The organism is Klebsiella sp. CD33 (genome assembly GCF_051992865.1).
In the GTDB taxonomy this organism is placed as follows: Bacteria; Pseudomonadota; Gammaproteobacteria; order Enterobacterales; family Enterobacteriaceae; genus Klebsiella; species Klebsiella pneumoniae.
On the sequence record NZ_CP197023.1, the window covers coordinates 2,607,484 to 2,623,812 of the forward strand.

A 16,329-nucleotide genomic window follows, 5' to 3' on the forward strand; every position below is an offset into this window, starting at 1 on the left:
TAAGATCAACATTATTATCGTATTGAGAAGAAAAATATGAACCACAGCACACTCGAGATCTTCATTCAGGTGGCAGAAACGCAGAGCGTCACCCAGGCAGCAAAACGGCTGGGTCGCGCACAGTCCAATATCACGACCCGCATTCAGCAGCTGGAAGAGGAGCTTGCCGTTGAGCTCTTCGTTCGCGGCAACAAAAAAATGGTGTTGTCCCCGGCAGGCGTGCAGTTTCTCAGCTATGCCCGGCGGATCCTGAGCCTGGCGGAAGAGGCAAAGCAGGCTCTGCATCCGACAACCCCAGGCGGCAGTCTGCGTCTGGGCGCGATGGAGGCGACCGCCGTCAGCCGGCTGCCGCCGCTGCTTACCTGCTTCCAACAGCAGTGCCCACAGGTGGATATCACCCTCATCACCCAACCGACCCGCCAGTTAACCCAGGGGGTGTTAACCGCCGCCCTTGATGCCGCGCTGGTCTGCCTGCCGCCAGGGGCCGATGGGCAACCTGCCTGTCCCGACGAGCTGGCATTCACCCCGGTGTTTTATGAAACCCTGATGCTGGTCCGTCCGCAGACCCCGGGTCCGCTGCGGTTCGCGGCATTTGCCAGCGGCTGCAGCTACCGCGCGCTGGGAGAACGCTGGCTGGCGGAACAGCAGGCGGCCGTGGAGGTGCATGAGGTCAATTCCTATCACAGCATGCTTGCCTGCGTGGCGTCCGGGCGCTACGCCTGCCTGCTGCCGCAGAGCGTGCTGTCGCTGATGACGCTTCCCGAAAACTGCCTTAGCGAACCGCTGTGCGAGGCGACCACCCAGCTTATCTGGCGCAGCGGCTTGAGCGCCCCCGCCCTGAGCGAGTGGCGCAAGCTGCTGCAAAGCGTGGCGATTGGCTAAGCCTGGCGTTCGGTAAAGACCAGCCCTGCGGCAATCAGCAGCGCCAGCGCCGCGGCACAGAGCGCCGGGTTAAATGAAGCCGCGATCTGATACAGCGCGCCGGCGATAAGCGGCCCGGCAATCTGTCCCACACCGTACAGTGCAGTCATCGCGGCAATCATATTGAAGCTCACCTGATGGCTGAGACTTTTCGCCTTCGGTAGCGCAATGGTTACGGTGCCCATAAAGGTAAAGCCCACCAAAAGCGCGCTTAGCACGCAAAACAGCAATGAAGCGCTGCAGGCTGGAAGGATCACGCCAAGCGCCTGGACGAGCAGGTTGCGGGTCAGCGCTTGCCGGTATCCCCACTTTAGCACCAGCTTATGCCAGATGAGGCAGGACGGCGCGGCCGCCAGACCAAACAGCGCCCACAGATGGACCGGGTCAACGCTCTGCAGCGAACCGGACAGAAACAACGGCAGATAAGTGGCGGTGATGATATAGCCGAAGCCCGCCAGACCGTAAACCATCAAGAGTCGCCACGCCGCGCGACGGGTATCGCTCCCGGACGCAGGCAGGGAGGTCTCAACATGGGAAGCCCGCACCAGTGCAGCCGGCGGAGTCAGTAGCCAACGGATCGCCAGCGCCAGCAGCATACCGGCGCATAATGCGCAGAGCAGCCAGATCTGCTGGCTGGTGAGGCTCAGGGCATGTCCAAGGGCGATCCCCTCCGCGGAGATAAATATCCCCAGCCCCACCCCGGCATACAGCAACGGCGCCCCGTGATGATGCCCCATATGTTCCAGCAGCCACAGCGAACCTGCAATCAGCGTTATCGCACTCAGCGCGCCGGCGACGGCGCGCAGCGTAATAATGGTCCACGGCGAGCTCACCCAGGCCAGCAGCGCCAGGCTGGCGATGGTCAACCCGGCGGAGATAATGCTCAGTCGGGTGGCGGCCCCAGGCTGCACCCGCGCCAGCAGCAACGCACCGACCAGATAGCCAGCGTAATTGGCCGACGCGGCGAGATTGCCCTCGTGCAGGGTTAACAGACCTTCATTAAGCATAAGCGGCAGCACGCCGGTGAAGGCAAAGCGCCCATAGCCCATGCCGATCATCAGTACTATCGATCCAGCCAGTGCCAGCCATAAGGCCTGGCGCGATTGGTTATTCATCCACCACCCCACAATGATTCTCAATTTAAGAACAATAATGTTGTATAATTCTTTTTTTATTATGATGAAGAGGTGTTGTTGGCGCAAGGCGGATGTTAGTCCGCTATGGTATTTACAGAGAGGAGGTGGCGCCTGGGCACGTCTTAACACACGCCGGGCCGATTTACCGGTACAGTATCAACTCAACTTATGCTCACGGGAGTCATTATGTCGTTCTGTCATATGCGCATTGCCAGGCCGGTCAGCGAACTGGACACCACCGCCAGCATGTATTGCGCCGGGCTGGGACTCGAGCTGCTCGGCAGCTTTACCGATCATGAAGTATTCAGCGGGATAATGCTCGGCGCGCCCGAAGCGGGCTGGCATCTGGAATTCACCCACTGCCGCCACCATCCCGTCACCCCCTCGCCAGGCGATGAAGATCTGCTGGTGCTGTACTATCCGCAGCAGGCGGCATGGGAGGCACAGTGCGCAGCCATGGACGCCGCCGGATTTCTGCGCGTTACGGCGTTTAACCCTTACTGGGAGGTCAATGGCGTCACTTTCGTCGACCGGGACGGTTACCGCACGGTATTGCAAAACCGCGCCTGGGGCATGGTGTGTGATTCGTCGGGTATGGCGGCGAGCTGACGCTGAGCGAGGCGGGCGTTAAGCGCTGTAAAAGCAGTTATTTACATTCGTACAAATATCGTTCCCGTCGGTTACCGATAAAACGCTGTCGCGCCTCGCCAGCGTCCTCACGGCGCGCTATGCTACACATCCCGTTGTATTAACCTCTTATCCCTATGAGCACTTCCGTCAGCACTACACAACTCAATTTGCGCATTATCTCGATCGTTGTTTTTACCTGTATCTGCTATCTCTCCATTGGTCTGCCGTTGGCCGTACTGCCGGGCTATATTCACTATCAGCTGGGCTACAGCACCTTTGTCGCCGGAATTGTGATCAGTCTGCAGTACATATCGACGCTGATAAGCCGGCCGCACGCCGGGCGCTATACCGATATCTGGGGGCCGAAAAAAGTGGTCAGCCTTGGGATCGTCTGCTGCCTGCTCAGTGGCGCCTTCACGCTACTGGCGGTAGTCCTGCAGGCAACGCCGATGCTGGCCATTGCCGCGCTGCTGGCGGGCCGGGTGTTTCTCGGCGTCGGCGAGAGCTTTACCGCCACCGGCGCCACCCTGTGGGGGATCAAAACCGTCGGCGCGATCCACACGTCACGGGTTATCTCCTGGAACGGCGTGGCGACCTATGTGGCGATGGCGGTCGGGGCGCCGCTGGGAGTTACCCTCAATCACTATTTTGGCATCAGCGGCTTTGCTACGGTGGTAGTGCTGGTCGCGGCCATCGGTCTGCTGTTCGCTCGTACCCGCCAGGACGTCAAGGTGACCGCCGGCACCAGAGCGCCCTTTCACGCGGTGGTGCGAAAAATCTGGCCTTACGGCCTGGGGCTGGCCTTTGGCACCGTCGGTTTCGGCGTTATCGCCACCTTTATCACCCTCTACTTCGCCGCGCACAGCTGGCAGGGCGCCGCGTTTACCCTTTCGCTGTTCAGCGTCGGCTTTATCTGCGTTCGCCTGGTGCTGGGAAATACCATTACCCGCTTTGGCGGAGTCCCGGTCTCCCTGGCCTGCTTCATCATCGAAAGTCTCGGCCTGCTGCTTATCTGGCTGGCGCCATCAGCATGGATGGCCGGCGTCGGCGCCTTTCTCACCGGTTCGGGTTTCTCGCTGGTCTTTCCGGCTTTAGGAGTTGAGGCGGTAAAACAGGTGGAAGAGCAAAATCAGGGAACCGCCCTCGGCACCTACTCGGCGTTTCTTGATCTGGCGCTGGGCCTGACCGGGCCGCTGGCCGGCTGGGTCGCCGGGTTCTACGATCTCGCCACGCTGTATCTGCTGGCGGCGATCGTGGTGGCGCTCGCATTCCTGCTGATTTTCCGCGTACATCGGCAACAGCGGCTTGTCGCCAGAGAGTAGTGTGGCCCGGCTCGCGGGCCGCCGCGGTCCGATGACGCCGGCAAAAAATGAATCGGCAATTGACGACGATTCGGCTTCCGTGCCAACATCCCGTCAGCGTCTGGCAACAGATGCATGGACGGTACTGGTAGACAACAGAGTTCGCGCAACGATCCAGCCCGGTACCGTAGTCCAATCCGAATCACTGACCCACACGGTGAATTCCTGATTCTGGCGGGAAACACAGACATGCACCAAAGTTTTAATCAGCGCGTTCATTTCTATTACTGCGTCCTGGTCGCGCTGAAGATGCACGGAAAATCGAAAAAAGCGGGTGGTATCAGGGGAAAGAATAACTTTCTGCTGAAATGGCTGCGCCGGGCGCAGGATAACAACATTTTTCCTCCCGATATCACCAGTGAAATCGAATGGCTGCGAGGAAAAATTATTCAGGCTGGCTATGACACCGATCTCGAGCCGATGCTGGATTTTGTCTACGCCACCGCCAGCCGCGCCGAGGCGCTCAAAAACGCCGAATAGGCTCCTGCGCCCGCCATGGGCGCAGAGACGTTCCCTGCCATGTCTCAATCCCAGGTTCGGCCAACAGCGCAGGCGCAATCCAGCCACGTTCTATTTTGTGACACTGTCACGCACAAAGGTGACCGCTGAGGTTCATTAACCGCTGACATGCCGCCTGACGCGTTCTATGCTTTACCCTGTCTCCCTCCTCACACAGGAACTGCACCCGATGGCCGACTGGAATCCTTCGTTGTATCTGCAATTTGACGCTGAACGTACCCGCCCCGCGGCCGACCTGCTCTCGCGTATTGCCCATCTGCAGGTCGAGCACGCCGTCGACCTCGGCTGCGGGCCGGGAAACAGCACCCGCCTGCTACGCGCCGCCTGGCCGTTGGCGACAATCGTCGGTATCGATAACTCCCCGGCCATGCTGGTCCAGGCGGCGCAGGCCTTACCCGACTGCGAATTCATTGATGCCGATATTGCCCGCTGGCGGCCTGCGCAACCGCCAGATGTGATCTATGCCAACGCCTCTCTGCAGTGGCTGACGGATCATGAGACGCTTTTCCCCCATCTGGTAAACCAGCTGGCGGACAACGGAACGCTGGCAGTGCAGATGCCGGATAACTGGCAGGAACCTTCCCATACCCTGATGCGTCAGGTTGCCAGCGAGATGGGGTTGCCGGACCGTGGACGCCAGCCGTTACTCCCGCCCGCCGCCTGGTACGATCTGCTCAGCCGCCAGGGTTGCGAAGTTGATATCTGGCGCACCACCTATTTTCATCCCCTTGCTTCTCATCAGGCGATTGTCGACTGGCTGCAGGGCACCGGGTTACGCCCCTATCTGGCAGGCCTCGACGAGCAGGCCGGAAGCGCGTTTCTCACACGCTATCTCGCATTGCTGGCCGCACACTATCCGTTACAGTTTAACGGGAAGGTGCTCCTGCGTTTCCCACGGCTGTTTATCGTGGCGCGAAAGATCGCCGCCTGACCGTTGGGATAGGTGGGCAGAAAAGCGGAGTGATGAAAGGTGTAAAGGATCGGCTATACCATCCTGATTTTCAGGATTGATAATCCCGAACGTTGCGATATTCAATATCTTAGTCAGCGTGCGACAGTGATGACTCCTTTAACCTGCAAAGAGAATCACTATGAGTACTCCTCCTGTCGATCGCCGAACGCTGGCTGCTATCGCGCCAAAGCTAGCCGAGCTTACCGAAACGGTGCTGTTTGGCGATATCTGGGCGCGGAGCGAGCTGTCGCCCCGCGAACGCAGCCTGATCACCCTTTCCGCCCTGACGGCGCAGGGCAAAACTGAACAGCTGCCGTGGCACATCGCGTTCGGCTATCAGAATGGCCTGAGCCGGGAAGAAATTGTCGAATTGTTTACCCATCTGGCGTTCTATGCCGGTTGGCCGGCGGCGGCCTGCGCCCTGACCTGCCTGAATGCGCAGGAGGCGTCATGCCCCTGACCCGAATTTCGCTTGGCACCGCCTGGCGTCCCGCGGAGTTTGCTCAATTGTCGGCGCTCTTTCATGAGTGTCTGGTGGCGGAGTTCGACGTTCCGTCAGCAGATAGATTTCAGTTTATCGAACGGGCCGCCGATGAGCAGCGCATTTACGACCCGCACTACCTCAGCGAAGGACGCAGCGCCCGCTTCGTGCTGTTTCATATTTTCGCCGGAAAACCGCGCAGCCGGGCGCAGAAACAGGGACTCTATCGTCGGCTCTGCGCGCGGTTAGACGATGAGATGGCGGTCAGCCCGCAGGACGTGATGGTGGTTATCCAGTTTAACCAACTGGAGGACTGGAGTTTTAGCGCAGGGAAGATGGCGGATGAATGAGACAGGCGGCGCTGCATGAGGCGCCGCGTTTCAGCACTATATCATTTGCTACCATGCACAACAGCGATCGTTCCATGAATCACGATACATGATGTTCCCTTCTGTGTATATCCAGGTGATCGTCTCATAACGGAAATCAATATCTTCAAGGTGAGTACTTGTCATTCCGGCCGGATGTAAATTTGGTGTGATTGCCGTAATCTTAATATTCACCATCGCTATGTTAAAATATTCAACTTCCAGTCCCGCCTCATTTATTCTGTACATTTTTAGCGTTGCCGATCTTAATGTTCGACCTTCACAAAGAGCCCTGAATAACAAAGGTGTTGTTCTGTCAAACTCTTTTTGAATTTTAACCGGTGTATGAAGACGGGTTCCCGTCAGCTTTCCTGTATTATTATCGGTAGGTAATCAAACATGATGATTCACTGCGCGCAATTCGATGGAACCCGTGCGTGTGGGCATCAGGCAAGAACCTATAATAGGCGAATCATTCTCATCAGTTAACCATAAACATGCTGGATTTGACATTACCCCTCCTCTTTCATATCAGTTTTTAACTTTAAACCAAACGACAACGTGAAACCCAATGATTAATAAAACAAAAAATCCTATTAAGTTAATGGCAATGTCAGGAAAAAGAGAGACTGCAATCATGCTAAATATAATGATTAATAATACAATACTCCATCCCCATAAAAAAAGAATGAATTCTTCTTTTAACCATCTTTTCAAGAAATCCATCCATTCACCTCATTAATTTAATAAGTAATTCAGCAAGTTCATCATCAGAAATAATCATCGGATTTAAATAAGGAACGCCTGTGATGACAGATTAGATCATTCATTGTTCCGGCACATATTTCTTATGTTCATCTGGCCTTTCAATATACTTATAAAACGATGGCCTTGATAGTAATATTGACTCTACTCTTTTGTTTATATTCCCTCGCCCCCTGCCCGGTTTAAAATATCTCGGTTAGCTATTACTTCGTATTATTTCATATTTTCGCCGGAAAACCGCGCAGCCGGGCGCAGAAACAGGGACTCTATCGTCGGCTCTGCGCGCGGTTAGACGATGAGATGGCGGTCAGCCCGCAGGACGTGATGGTGGTTATCCAGTTTAACCAACTGGAGGACTGGAGTTTTAGCGCAGGGAAGATGGCGGATGAATGAGACAGGCGGCGCCGCAAGAGGCGCCGCGTTTCAGATGATATAATTTACTACCACGCGAGATGATGCACCAGCGAGAGATCCCAGGCCGTTGCCAATAGCGAAAGAAACATAATCACATTGACCACTGTTTCAAGACGTTTTTCCATCGTTGCTGCTCCTGAGCCTGTTTCCCCTGTTATAGCGGGAAAAGCTTAACAACCTCTTACCGCTTCAGGACTCAAGCGTGATCCTGTAGCGTACGTAATCGTCAGCCGGGGTAAACTCATCATACAGATGACGGGCGGGATTATCACGGCGCGTATGCCAGTACAGCCGCGACCAGCCTTTGTCCGCCCCTTCGCTTTGCAGCGACTTAATCATGGTTCTGGCAATACCCTGTCCACGGAAGGCGGGATCGACAAACAGATCCTCCAGATAGCAGATCGGCGTGGTAACCCAGGTTCCCTCATGAAGAACACAGATAGCGAAGCCGACCACCGCATCATCCACCACCGCGACTCTACCCAATACAGACGAGTTTACATCCAGCATCCGCTGCCAGGTGCATTCGGTCACCTCTTCCGGCTGCGGGCTACCGTAAAAACGAGTGTAGCCATGCCAAAGCTGAAGCCATTCGGCTTTGTCGTGGGGCCGTACTTCCCGGATATCGATGACCATGAGAGTTTCCTTACAGATGAATGCATTAGCCTGCGAATATTGGCAGGAGATATGAGTTGAGGTCATTATTTTCCTGCGCAGATATTTGTTCAAGCGCTTCGGCCATAATTCTCCTGCTGTTCGGAACGATTTGGCACTAAAAAGCCGTATGCAGAGGAGCCACTGACCGGCTGTTACAGGTTAGTATAATAGTATGTTGTAACTAATAAAAATCCTGCACAACCCGGCCGCAGCCGGGTGTATAGATGGACTATCAGCAAAGAGGTTTGACGGCGTCGCGCATACCGCAGGTCAGGATAGCGTCAAGGTCGGCAGTCACCAGCTCCACCAGCCCCGGGATCTGGCTCAGATCCTGCTGCCAGTGATCCGCCACGCTGAGCACGGCGGTGACCAGCTCGCGAGTGCTCATCTGGCCATCGCGATGGCGGGCCCACAGCGTTTGATAGCGCGATATCCAGTCGGCGTCATCCTGTACTGGATAGCTCTCACCATCCCGCTCTCCCCGGTAAAAGGCGATCAGCGCCGCCAGGGCAAAGGTCAGACGCGGCGGCAGCGCGCCATGCGCTTTCAGCCCCGCCAGCAGCTGCGGCAGAATACGGGTGCGGTACTTGGTCATGCCGTTGAGCGCAATCGAGAGCAGCTGATGTTTAATATAGGGATTACGGAAGCGCCCTGTCACGGCGCTGGCGAATGACACCAGCTCATCGCGCGGCAGATCCAGCACCGGAATAATCTCGTCATAAATCGCTTTTTCGACAAACGCGCAAATCTCCGCATCGTTCATCGCCTCACCCACGGTGTCGATCCCGGCCTGGAAGGCCACCGGCACCAGCGCGGTGTGCGCCCCGTTGAGGATCGCCACTTTGCGCTCTTTATACGGCTTAATATCGTCCACAATGCGCACATTCAGCGGCAGTTTATCGAGACGCAGCTCGGCCGCCAGCGAGGCAGGCCCCTGGATCACAAACAGGTAGAAATGCTCGGCGGTATCAAGGAAAGCATCTTTATAGCCGGTCTGCGCCTCGAGAGCCGCCACTTCATCACGCGGATAGCCGGTCACAATGCGATCCACCAGCGTCGAACAGAAGGTATTCGCTGAGGTCAGCCAGGTGATAAATGCCTGCGGCAGTTCCCATTCGCTAGCATAGCGCAGCACCAGCGCCTGCAGCGCCTCGCCGTTATAATCGATCAGCTCGCAGGGAATAATCACCCATCCCTTGTCGGCCGCACCGGCGAAATGCTGGTAACGCTCAAACAACAGACGGGTCAGTTTCGCCGGATAACTGACCGGCGGCGCGTCGTCAAACCGATCCCCGGCATGGTAGCTGATGCCCGCCTCGGTGGTGTTGGAGAAGACAAACCGCATCTCCGGGTTATGCGCCAGGCGTAAAAAAGCGTCGAAGTCTGCGTAAGCGCTGATCTCCCGGTTGACCGAGCGGATAAGACGCGCATCGCTGACCGCTTCGCCCTGCTCGTTCAGGCCGCGAATAATAGTCGTGTACAGGCCATCCTGGGTGTTCAGCGAAGGCGGAAAATCTGTGGCGATAGGCCGCACGACCACGATGCCCGCATTCAGGTCGGTATGCTCGTTGAGCAGGTCGATCTGCCAGTCAACGAATGCGCGCAGGAAGTTACCTTCCCCAAACTGGATGATACGGTCAGGGTACTGCGCGCCGGGGAAATCACGACGGTTTAAAGTTTTCACAATGGGTTCCCTCTAATAGTAGTCATACAACCTGAGTAATTGGTCCAATAAGTTATCAGGTTTTGCTACCAGTGAAACCCTGTTTTGATCAAAGCAATCTGCATTAGCGGCCGTCAGGGCAGAAACTTATAGAATAGTGAGGTGGCAGTCATTTCGCCGTCGGGCATCAGCGCATAGCGCGGAATTTCCCCCACTTTTTCCCAGCCGCAGCGGGCATAGAACTGTTCCGCCCCGCTGCCGGTCGCCGTGTCCAGCACCAGCACCGTCTTCCTTTCCCGCCGGGCAATGCGCTCCAGCTCGCTCATCAACGCCTGGGCGATCCCCTGGCGGCAGACATTTTGGTGAACCAATAATTTGGCGACATCCGCTCGATGGGGCTGGTTTTCCGGTTGACTGGTGATAAGTTGCACGGTGCCAACGGGACGTTCTTCCGCGTCGAAGGCGGCCAGCACAATGCGCTCCCCGGCCGCCACGCTGTCGGCAGTGCGTTGCCAGAACGTTATCGCCGTTTGCGGCGCGAAAGGCAACATAAAGCTCACCGAGGCGCCGCCGTTGACGCAGCTTGCCAGGATCTCGCTTAATGCCGGGAGGTGATGGAGAATATCGTCACGCGAGAGCGTGCGCAGTGAAAAGGATGTGGTCATAAAAGCTCCCTGTTATCGACCACATCACTATGTTTTTAACCAAAAATTAGCACAAGTAGGATCCCGATAGGATTTTCTTATGGCGCGCTTTCGGTCAGCGTCGGCATACAAATTTGGTTACGACCGCTCTGTTTGGCTTTCACCATCTCATCGTCCGCCGCCAACAGCAGCTGGTTAAACAGCTCGGTGATGCGGGCGTGGCCTACCTCGCGCGTCTCCAGTCCCAGACTGATGGTCAGGTGGATCGGGTTCTGGCCCAGGCCGAAAGGCTGCGACTCCACCCCGTGACGGATCTTTTCCGCCAGCAAATAGCCCTGCTGGGCGCTGTCGACGACGGCGGCCACCGCAAACTCTTCGCCGCCGATACGGGCCACCATCCCCTGCTCACCCACCAGCTGTCGAACCTGCTGGGCAAACTGGGTCAGCACGCAATCGCCGCCTTCATGGCCCAGAGCATCATTCACCCGTTTGAAGCCATCGATATCCAGCACCATCACCGTCAGCAGCTTATCCGCCGGCAGCGTCTGACGCTTCAACGCTTCGCTCAGTCCGGAACGGGAATAGACGCGGGTCTGAAAGTCAAAATCGGCGCGCAGGGCCAGCTGCTTCACCAGCGTGTTAATCGCTTCGACACTGGATGCGACAATCACCGGGCTAATCAGCATGGCGGCAATTCCGAGGCGGGTGGAGAACAGCTGCCACGGCTGCATTCGCGCATCTGGCGAAAAGTGAATTAACGAATTAGCGACCAGCAGTATTTCGCCGATGCCAGTGAGAAAAGTCAGCAGACAGGTCAGCGGCAGCGGATAGCGTACAGCGCACCAGATCAAAGCCGGTAACGGGAAGGTAATGCTGCCCGCGCCGCCTACCGCCACGCCAAGCGCAATTGACAGGACCAGCGCCAGCACCGGCAGCAGCTGGCGAAAGCGAAAACCGCTTAATGCCGAAGGCAGCGTCAGGGTCAGAATAAAGGGCAGGATTAATACCGCCGTCGAGAACTGTTCGCTAAACCAGTCCGCCAGCTGGGGAACGAAGGTGGCGCGTTCAACATCCACCGACCCCAGCGCGCCGACCGCTGCGCACAGTAAGGCGGCTAACAGGCAGAAACAGAATAAATTAAGCGCGTTTATCGGGCCCGGCATGGAGTCGGCGCGACGTTTATCCCACAGCACCAGCTGCGCCAGCGTCACAATAAAGACAATATTGGAAAAGTTAATCAGCAATGAGGCAAAGCCCATTCCCCAGCGCGAGGTTAATCCGTCATAGACCAGCATTGCCGCAAAACAGACGGCATAAAAATAGCTGCGGTTAAGCCATACATAGCGTGCAAAAATCCCGGCCATCACTGCATTGAGCGGCCAGAAGAAAGAGAGCTCCTGCACCAGACGCAGCATAGCGCCAAGAAAATGCAGCAGTAGCGTTAACGTAAATAAGACCAATGCATCGCGCACGGGTTGTTCTTCACGAAACAGCGTAAATGACCGAATCGACAGTGAAGACATTCAGTAATTATCCGTCTAATTGTTTCAGGAAATTATTATGTTAATAGTTAGTTAGCGGATTATCATAACATGAGAATATTTATCAGGCATACTCCGGCGCCGATCAAATGCAAATTAGCGCACAGACGGCGCATTCATTTGTAGCACCAGCCAGCGGTGGATGACCTGCACGATATAGTCCTGCTCCGGCTCGCTCAGCGCGCGGCCGTGGGGAATGGCATGCCATTTTACCAGGCAGCCGCGACAGCAGGTAGCGGTCGCGTGCTGGGCGATAAACACCGGGTGACCGCGCATCGGCGTCTGCTTGCCATCATTGATCGGCGCAGCGGGCGCCAGCCGCTGGCGAATAAAGTCTGCGGCATGCCGATCAATGACCTCCGGTCCCTTATCGAGACAATATTGCCGCTCTTTCCCCCCAGACGGAAGCGTGAGCGAAACGTCGAGCGCGCCAGGCGCGCAAACAAGCGATCCTGATCGACCATCAGAACACCGACCTCCCCATCCGCTGAGTCAGTTTTTCCAGCATCGCCACGCCGGCCAGCGAGTTCCCGGCGTCGTCAAGCTCCGGGCTCCACACGGCGATCGCCATCTCCTGCGGGACAATCGCCACGATCCCGCCGCCGACGCCCGATTTCGCCGGCAGGCCAACGCGCCAGGCGAATTCACCGGCGTTCTGGTACATGCCGCTGGTCATCATCAGGGCATTCACCTGGCGGGACTGGATGGGCGCAATAACCGGCGCGTCGAGATGCGGGGCAATGCCGCGGTCGGCGAGAAACAGAAAGGTTCGCGCCAGCTCAACACAGCTCATCTCCAGAGAACAATAGTGGAAATAGTTCTGCAGCACGGTGGCGACGTCGTTATGGAAGTTACCAAAGGATTTCATCAGCCAGGCGATGGCGGCGTTGCGCGCCGAATGCTCAAACTCTGAGCGAGCCACCACCGGATCGTAGGCGATATCGGCCACGCCGCTCAGACGGCGGACAATCTCCAGCATCCGCTGACGCGGGGCGCTGAGCCGGCTCTGCAGCATGTCGCAGACCACCAGTGCCCCGGCGTTGATAAACGGGTTGCGCGGTTTGCCCTGCTCGATCTCCAGCTGCAGAAGCGAGTTAAAGGGCTGGCCGGAAGGATCTTTCCCCACCCGCTGCCAGATCTCCTCCTCCTGATAGTGGTTCATGGCCACCACCAGGCTCAATACCTTGGAGATTGACTGGATGGAAAAACGTTCATGGGCATCGCCAGCGGCAAAGTGCTGACCGTCCACCGTACTGATCGCGATACCAAGCTTGTCGCCGCTGACGCTGGCCAGCGCCGGAATATAATCCGCCACTTTTCCGCGGCCAATCAGCGGCCTGATTTCTGCCAGAATGGCTTCCAGCATTGCATTATTGATAACCGTCGCCACACGCGGCTCCTTGCCCACCATCAAAATTCGGTGGGCGAGTATAGCAGACGTGGACGACGGTCGTCAGGGGCTAACGTTGATTAGCGACGGTCTTTCCAGACGGTCTGCGCATTACAGAACTCGTGCAGGCCAAAATGCGACAGCTCGCGGCCAAAACCGCTCTTCTTTACGCCGCCGAAGGCCACGCGGGCGTCGCTGGCGCAGTAGCCATTGAGGAAGACGCCGCCGCACTCCAGCTCGCGGGCAAAGCGCTGGGCCTGCGCCTCGTCGGTGGTATAGACCGTGGCGGACAGGCCAAACTCGCTGTCGTTGGCGAGGGCCAGTGCATGGTCTGCGTCGCGAGCGGTGGTCAGGGTTGCTACCGGACCAAACAGCTCCTGACGAAAGCCGGTCATCCCGGCGGTGACGTTGCCCAGCACCGTTGGCGCATAGTAGTTGCCCGCCCCTTCGATTTTTTCCGCGCCCAGCAGCAGAGTCGCCCCTTCATCAAGGGTCGCCGTTACCTGCTGGTGCAGTTCATCGCGTAAATCGAACCGCGCCATCGGTCCGACGTAGTTTTGCTCATCGCGCGGGTCGCCCATCTTCAGCGCTGCCACGGCGTCGACAAATTTGCCGGTGAAGGCCTCGGCAATGCCGGCTTCGAGAATAAAGCGTTTCGACGCCGCACACACCTGGCCGCTGTTCTGATAGCGGCCGGTGACGGCGGCTTTTACCGCTTCATCGAGATCGGCATCGTTGAGCACGATAAAGGGATCGGATCCTCCCAGCTCAAGCACGCATTTCTTCAGCGCCGCGCCCGCCTGGGCGCCAATCGCCTTCCCGGCGCGGACGCTGCCGGTGACGGTCACCGCCGCGATGCGGTCGTCATTGATAATCTGTGAAACGCCGTCATTGGTGGCGTTCACCCAACCAAATACACCATCCGGCAGGCCGGCGGCGGCAAAAATTTCGCCCAGCAGACGGGCGCTGCCCATCACGTTCGGGGCATGCTTCAGCAGATAGCTGTTGCCGGCCAGCAGGATCGGCACCGCGCCGCGCATCACCTGCCAGACCGGGAAGTTCCACGGCATCACCGCCAGTATGGCGCCCAGTGGACGATACTCAATTACCGCCTGGTTATTTTCCACCAGGGTAGCTTCCGTCGCCAGCATCGCCGGGCCGTGTTCAGCGTACCAGTCGCAGAGGTTGGCCGATTTCGCCACCTCGCCGCGCGCCTGAGCGATCGGCTTGCCCATCTCAAGGGTGATCATCTGGGCCACCTCTTCACCGCGGGCGCGCAGCGCGGCCCCGATGCGGCGCAGGGCATCGGCGCGGTCGGCAAGCGGCGTCTGACGCCACTGGCGATAGCCCGCCGCGGCGAGCGCGATCGCCGCGTCGACCTCGCGTTCGCTGGCCCACGGCAGCGAGGAGACCACCTCACCGGTAGTCGGATTGACGGAGACGGCGTGCGTTGCAGATAAATTCATCATTATTCTCTCTCGTTGCTTGCGAAGTGTCCGTATTCTGGCTTACCTTTCCATTCATTGAAAATGAATAATATTAAGCAACACATTCACAAAAGAAGAATATCATGGACCTGACTCAGCTAGAGATGTTTAACGCTGTCGCCAGCACCGGCAGCATTACCCAGGCGGCGCAGAAAGTACATCGCGTGCCGTCCAACCTCACCACCCGCATCCGCCAGCTGGAGGCCGACCTCGGCGTTGAGCTGTTTATCCGCGAGAACCAGCGCCTGCGCCTGTCGCCTGCGGGACACAGCTTTTTGCGCTATAGCCAGCAGATCCTCGCCCTGGTGGACGAGGCGCGAATGGTGGTGGCGGGCGACGAACCCCAGGGGCTGTTTTCACTTGGTTCGCTGGAGAGCACCGCGGCGGTACGGATCCCCAGCACTCTGGCCCACTTTAATCAGCGCTACCCGAAAATTCATCTGGCGCTCTCAACCGGCCCTTCCGGGACGATGATCGACGGCGTACTGGAAGGCGCCCTGAGCGCCGCGTTTGTCGACGGCCCGCTGGTGCATCCGGGCCTGGAGGGGCTGCCGGTGTTCCCTGAAGAGATGATGATCGTCGCCCCCTACGGCCACGCACCCATCACCCGCGCCAGCGAAGTGAACGGGGCCAACGTCTACGCCTTTCGCGCCAACTGTTCCTATCGCCGGCATTTTGAGAGCTGGTTTCATGCCGACAGAGCGACCCCGGGCAGGATCCACGAGATGGAGTCTTACCACGGGATGCTGGCCTGCGTCATCGCCGGCGCCGGCCTGGCGTTGATCCCGCGCAGCATGCTGGAGAGTATGCCCGGCCATCAGCAGGTTTCCGCCTGGCCGCTGGCCGAAGAATGGCGCTGGCTCACCACCTGGCTGGTGTGGCGCCGGGGCGCCAAAACCCGCCAGCTGGAGGCGTTTATAGCGCTGCTGAACGAAGATCGGCAAACAGTGGTTTCTCCATAAACACGCTGAGCGGATCGGGTTGATACGGCGCAAACGCGCAGCGGGTCTGGTAGCCGTTGCGCGTGTAGAGGGCGATGGCCGCATGCTGATGGATACCGGTCTCCAGGCGCAGGGTATGGCAGTCGCGCTGACGCGCTTTCGCTTCCAGCGCCGCCAGCAGCTTTTCTCCCAGCTGCTGGCCGCGGTGCTGGGGATCGATATAGACCCGCTTCATCTCGCCAAAGCCTTCCTCACTGAGGACAATAGCCCCGCAGCCAACGGCCTCGCCCTGCGGGCTGCGGATCGCCAGGGCGATGACCGTCTGCGGAGGCAGCTGGCTAAGGTCCAGCAGGTGGTTGCTCTCCGCCGGGTAGAGGGTCTCCTGCCAGGCGTCGAGGGCGGCAATCAGGGCGATAAATTCGGCGTCGGTAGGGGCGATGTCGGTGATGGTGTACATAG

At 57.9% G+C, this 16,329-nt stretch carries 17 protein-coding genes and 4 pseudogenes; 9 read left to right on the plus strand and 12 right to left on the minus strand.

Annotated elements, in window-relative coordinates; genetic code table 11:
- The first annotated feature begins 36 nt into the window (after positions 1 to 36).
- Positions 37 to 882, plus strand: coding sequence for a LysR family transcriptional regulator (locus ACR809_RS13000; protein ID WP_117076624.1), 846 nt, complete (start codon positions 37 to 39; stop codon positions 880 to 882).
- Here ACR809_RS13000 and ACR809_RS13005 read toward each other — a convergent pair.
- Positions 879 to 2,036, minus strand: coding sequence for a YbfB/YjiJ family MFS transporter (locus ACR809_RS13005; RefSeq protein WP_117076625.1), 1,158 nt, complete (start codon positions 2,034 to 2,036; stop codon positions 879 to 881). The genes ACR809_RS13000 and ACR809_RS13005 overlap by 4 nt on opposite strands.
- A gap of 207 nt (positions 2,037 to 2,243) precedes the next feature.
- Between ACR809_RS13005 and ACR809_RS13010 the strand changes: the two genes are divergently transcribed.
- The 6 genes from ACR809_RS13010 to ACR809_RS13035 all read left to right on the plus strand — a co-directional run bounded on the left by ACR809_RS13010 (position 2,244) and on the right by ACR809_RS13035 (position 6,350).
- Positions 2,244 to 2,666, plus strand: a complete 423-nt coding sequence (locus tag ACR809_RS13010; protein WP_122051325.1) for a VOC family protein — start codon at positions 2,244 to 2,246, stop codon at positions 2,664 to 2,666.
- Between the two features lie 155 nt (positions 2,667 to 2,821).
- Positions 2,822 to 4,009, plus strand: a complete 1,188-nt coding sequence (locus ACR809_RS13015) for an MFS transporter (RefSeq protein ID WP_065806703.1) — start codon at positions 2,822 to 2,824, stop codon at positions 4,007 to 4,009.
- A gap of 228 nt (positions 4,010 to 4,237) precedes the next feature.
- Complete coding sequence (locus ACR809_RS13020) at positions 4,238 to 4,528, plus strand: hypothetical protein (RefSeq protein ID WP_002904624.1); 291 nt, start codon at positions 4,238 to 4,240, stop codon at positions 4,526 to 4,528.
- A gap of 208 nt (positions 4,529 to 4,736) precedes the next feature.
- Positions 4,737 to 5,498 (plus strand): trans-aconitate 2-methyltransferase, encoded by a 762-nt coding sequence (gene tam, locus ACR809_RS13025; RefSeq protein WP_122051326.1) that lies wholly within the window; start codon positions 4,737 to 4,739, stop codon positions 5,496 to 5,498.
- Positions 5,499 to 5,658: 160 nt separating this feature from the next.
- Entirely contained in the window at positions 5,659 to 5,979 is a 321-nt protein-coding gene (locus ACR809_RS13030; RefSeq protein ID WP_065908363.1) for a carboxymuconolactone decarboxylase family protein, read from the plus strand.
- A complete protein-coding gene (locus tag ACR809_RS13035; RefSeq protein WP_002904617.1) occupies positions 5,970 to 6,350 on the plus strand; it encodes a tautomerase family protein in 381 nt (126 codons plus the stop codon). Before ACR809_RS13030 ends, ACR809_RS13035 begins: the two co-directional genes overlap by 10 nt.
- Before the next feature lie 48 nt (positions 6,351 to 6,398).
- Here ACR809_RS13035 and ACR809_RS13040 read toward each other — a convergent pair.
- From ACR809_RS13040 to ACR809_RS13050, 3 genes and pseudogenes are all read right to left on the minus strand, one after another.
- Positions 6,399 to 6,881 (minus strand): annotated as a pseudogene (locus ACR809_RS13040) (Hcp family type VI secretion system effector).
- An 18-nt stretch (positions 6,882 to 6,899) separates the two neighbouring features.
- The gene (locus tag ACR809_RS13045) at positions 6,900 to 7,094 is read right to left on the minus strand and encodes a hypothetical protein (RefSeq protein WP_117076626.1); all 195 of its coding nucleotides are present in this window, start codon (positions 7,092 to 7,094) and stop codon (positions 6,900 to 6,902) included.
- 4 nt (positions 7,095 to 7,098) lie between these two features.
- Positions 7,099 to 7,182: pseudogene (locus tag ACR809_RS13050) on the minus strand (hypothetical protein); the annotation flags it as partial.
- Positions 7,183 to 7,340: 158 nt separating this feature from the next.
- Here ACR809_RS13050 and ACR809_RS13055 point away from each other — a divergent pair.
- Positions 7,341 to 7,526: pseudogene (locus tag ACR809_RS13055) on the plus strand (tautomerase family protein); the annotation flags it as partial.
- 210 nt (positions 7,527 to 7,736) lie between these two features.
- Here ACR809_RS13055 and ACR809_RS13060 read toward each other — a convergent pair.
- The 7 genes and pseudogenes from ACR809_RS13060 to sad form a co-directional block, all read right to left on the minus strand.
- The gene (locus tag ACR809_RS13060; RefSeq protein WP_064838922.1) at positions 7,737 to 8,183 is read right to left on the minus strand and encodes a GNAT family N-acetyltransferase; all 447 of its coding nucleotides are present in this window, start codon (positions 8,181 to 8,183) and stop codon (positions 7,737 to 7,739) included.
- Positions 8,184 to 8,436: 253 nt separating this feature from the next.
- Positions 8,437 to 9,888, minus strand: coding sequence for a tagaturonate reductase (locus tag ACR809_RS13065; RefSeq protein WP_117076627.1), 1,452 nt, complete (start codon positions 9,886 to 9,888; stop codon positions 8,437 to 8,439).
- 113 nt (positions 9,889 to 10,001) lie between these two features.
- On the minus strand, positions 10,002 to 10,532 hold the full coding sequence (locus tag ACR809_RS13070; protein ID WP_122051327.1) for a GNAT family N-acetyltransferase: 531 nt from the start codon (positions 10,530 to 10,532) through the stop codon (positions 10,002 to 10,004).
- 77 nt (positions 10,533 to 10,609) lie between these two features.
- Positions 10,610 to 12,034 (minus strand): GGDEF domain-containing protein, encoded by a 1,425-nt coding sequence (locus tag ACR809_RS13075; protein ID WP_004148352.1) that lies wholly within the window; start codon positions 12,032 to 12,034, stop codon positions 10,610 to 10,612.
- Between the two features lie 114 nt (positions 12,035 to 12,148).
- A pseudogene (locus ACR809_RS13080) lies at positions 12,149 to 12,516 on the minus strand (DUF4186 domain-containing protein).
- Complete coding sequence (glsB, locus tag ACR809_RS13085; protein WP_004179782.1) at positions 12,516 to 13,442, minus strand: glutaminase B; 927 nt, start codon at positions 13,440 to 13,442, stop codon at positions 12,516 to 12,518. The pseudogene ACR809_RS13080 and the gene glsB overlap by 1 nt, the downstream one beginning before the upstream one ends.
- A gap of 80 nt (positions 13,443 to 13,522) precedes the next feature.
- Entirely contained in the window at positions 13,523 to 14,911 is a 1,389-nt protein-coding gene (gene sad, locus ACR809_RS13090; RefSeq protein ID WP_162992545.1) for a succinate-semialdehyde dehydrogenase, read from the minus strand.
- 101 nt (positions 14,912 to 15,012) lie between these two features.
- Between sad and ptrR the strand changes: the two genes are divergently transcribed.
- Positions 15,013 to 15,891, plus strand: a complete 879-nt coding sequence (ptrR, locus tag ACR809_RS13095) for a putrescine utilization regulator PtrR (protein WP_002904495.1) — start codon at positions 15,013 to 15,015, stop codon at positions 15,889 to 15,891.
- Here the strand turns inward: ptrR and ACR809_RS13100 are convergent.
- Entirely contained in the window at positions 15,845 to 16,327 is a 483-nt protein-coding gene (locus tag ACR809_RS13100; protein WP_002904493.1) for a GNAT family N-acetyltransferase, read from the minus strand. The two genes, ptrR and ACR809_RS13100, sit on opposite strands and share 47 nt — an antisense overlap.
- Between the last annotated feature and the right edge of the window lie 2 nt (positions 16,328 to 16,329).

Excerpts from the sequence above, each read along its gene's own strand:
- ACR809_RS13000 (WP_117076624.1), top strand. The coding sequence starts at position 37 with ATGAACCACAGCACACTCGAGATCTTCATTCAGGTGGCAGAAACGCAG.
- ACR809_RS13005 (WP_117076625.1), bottom strand. The coding sequence starts at position 2,036 with ATGAATAACCAATCGCGCCAGGCCTTATGGCTGGCACTGGCTGGATCG.
- ACR809_RS13010 (WP_122051325.1), top strand. The coding sequence starts at position 2,244 with ATGTCGTTCTGTCATATGCGCATTGCCAGGCCGGTCAGCGAACTGGAC.
- ACR809_RS13015 (WP_065806703.1), top strand. The coding sequence starts at position 2,822 with ATGAGCACTTCCGTCAGCACTACACAACTCAATTTGCGCATTATCTCG.
- ACR809_RS13020 (WP_002904624.1), top strand. The coding sequence starts at position 4,238 with ATGCACCAAAGTTTTAATCAGCGCGTTCATTTCTATTACTGCGTCCTG.
- tam (WP_122051326.1), top strand. The coding sequence starts at position 4,737 with ATGGCCGACTGGAATCCTTCGTTGTATCTGCAATTTGACGCTGAACGT.
- ACR809_RS13030 (WP_065908363.1), top strand. The coding sequence starts at position 5,659 with ATGAGTACTCCTCCTGTCGATCGCCGAACGCTGGCTGCTATCGCGCCA.
- ACR809_RS13035 (WP_002904617.1), top strand. The coding sequence starts at position 5,970 with ATGCCCCTGACCCGAATTTCGCTTGGCACCGCCTGGCGTCCCGCGGAG.
- ACR809_RS13045 (WP_117076626.1), bottom strand. The coding sequence starts at position 7,094 with ATGGATTTCTTGAAAAGATGGTTAAAAGAAGAATTCATTCTTTTTTTA.
- ACR809_RS13060 (WP_064838922.1), bottom strand. The coding sequence starts at position 8,183 with ATGGTCATCGATATCCGGGAAGTACGGCCCCACGACAAAGCCGAATGG.
- ACR809_RS13070 (WP_122051327.1), bottom strand. The coding sequence starts at position 10,532 with ATGACCACATCCTTTTCACTGCGCACGCTCTCGCGTGACGATATTCTC.
- ACR809_RS13075 (WP_004148352.1), bottom strand. The coding sequence starts at position 12,034 with ATGTCTTCACTGTCGATTCGGTCATTTACGCTGTTTCGTGAAGAACAA.
- sad (WP_162992545.1), bottom strand. The coding sequence starts at position 14,911 with ATGATGAATTTATCTGCAACGCACGCCGTCTCCGTCAATCCGACTACC.
- ptrR (WP_002904495.1), top strand. The coding sequence starts at position 15,013 with ATGGACCTGACTCAGCTAGAGATGTTTAACGCTGTCGCCAGCACCGGC.
- ACR809_RS13100 (WP_002904493.1), bottom strand. The coding sequence starts at position 16,327 with ATGTACACCATCACCGACATCGCCCCTACCGACGCCGAATTTATCGCC.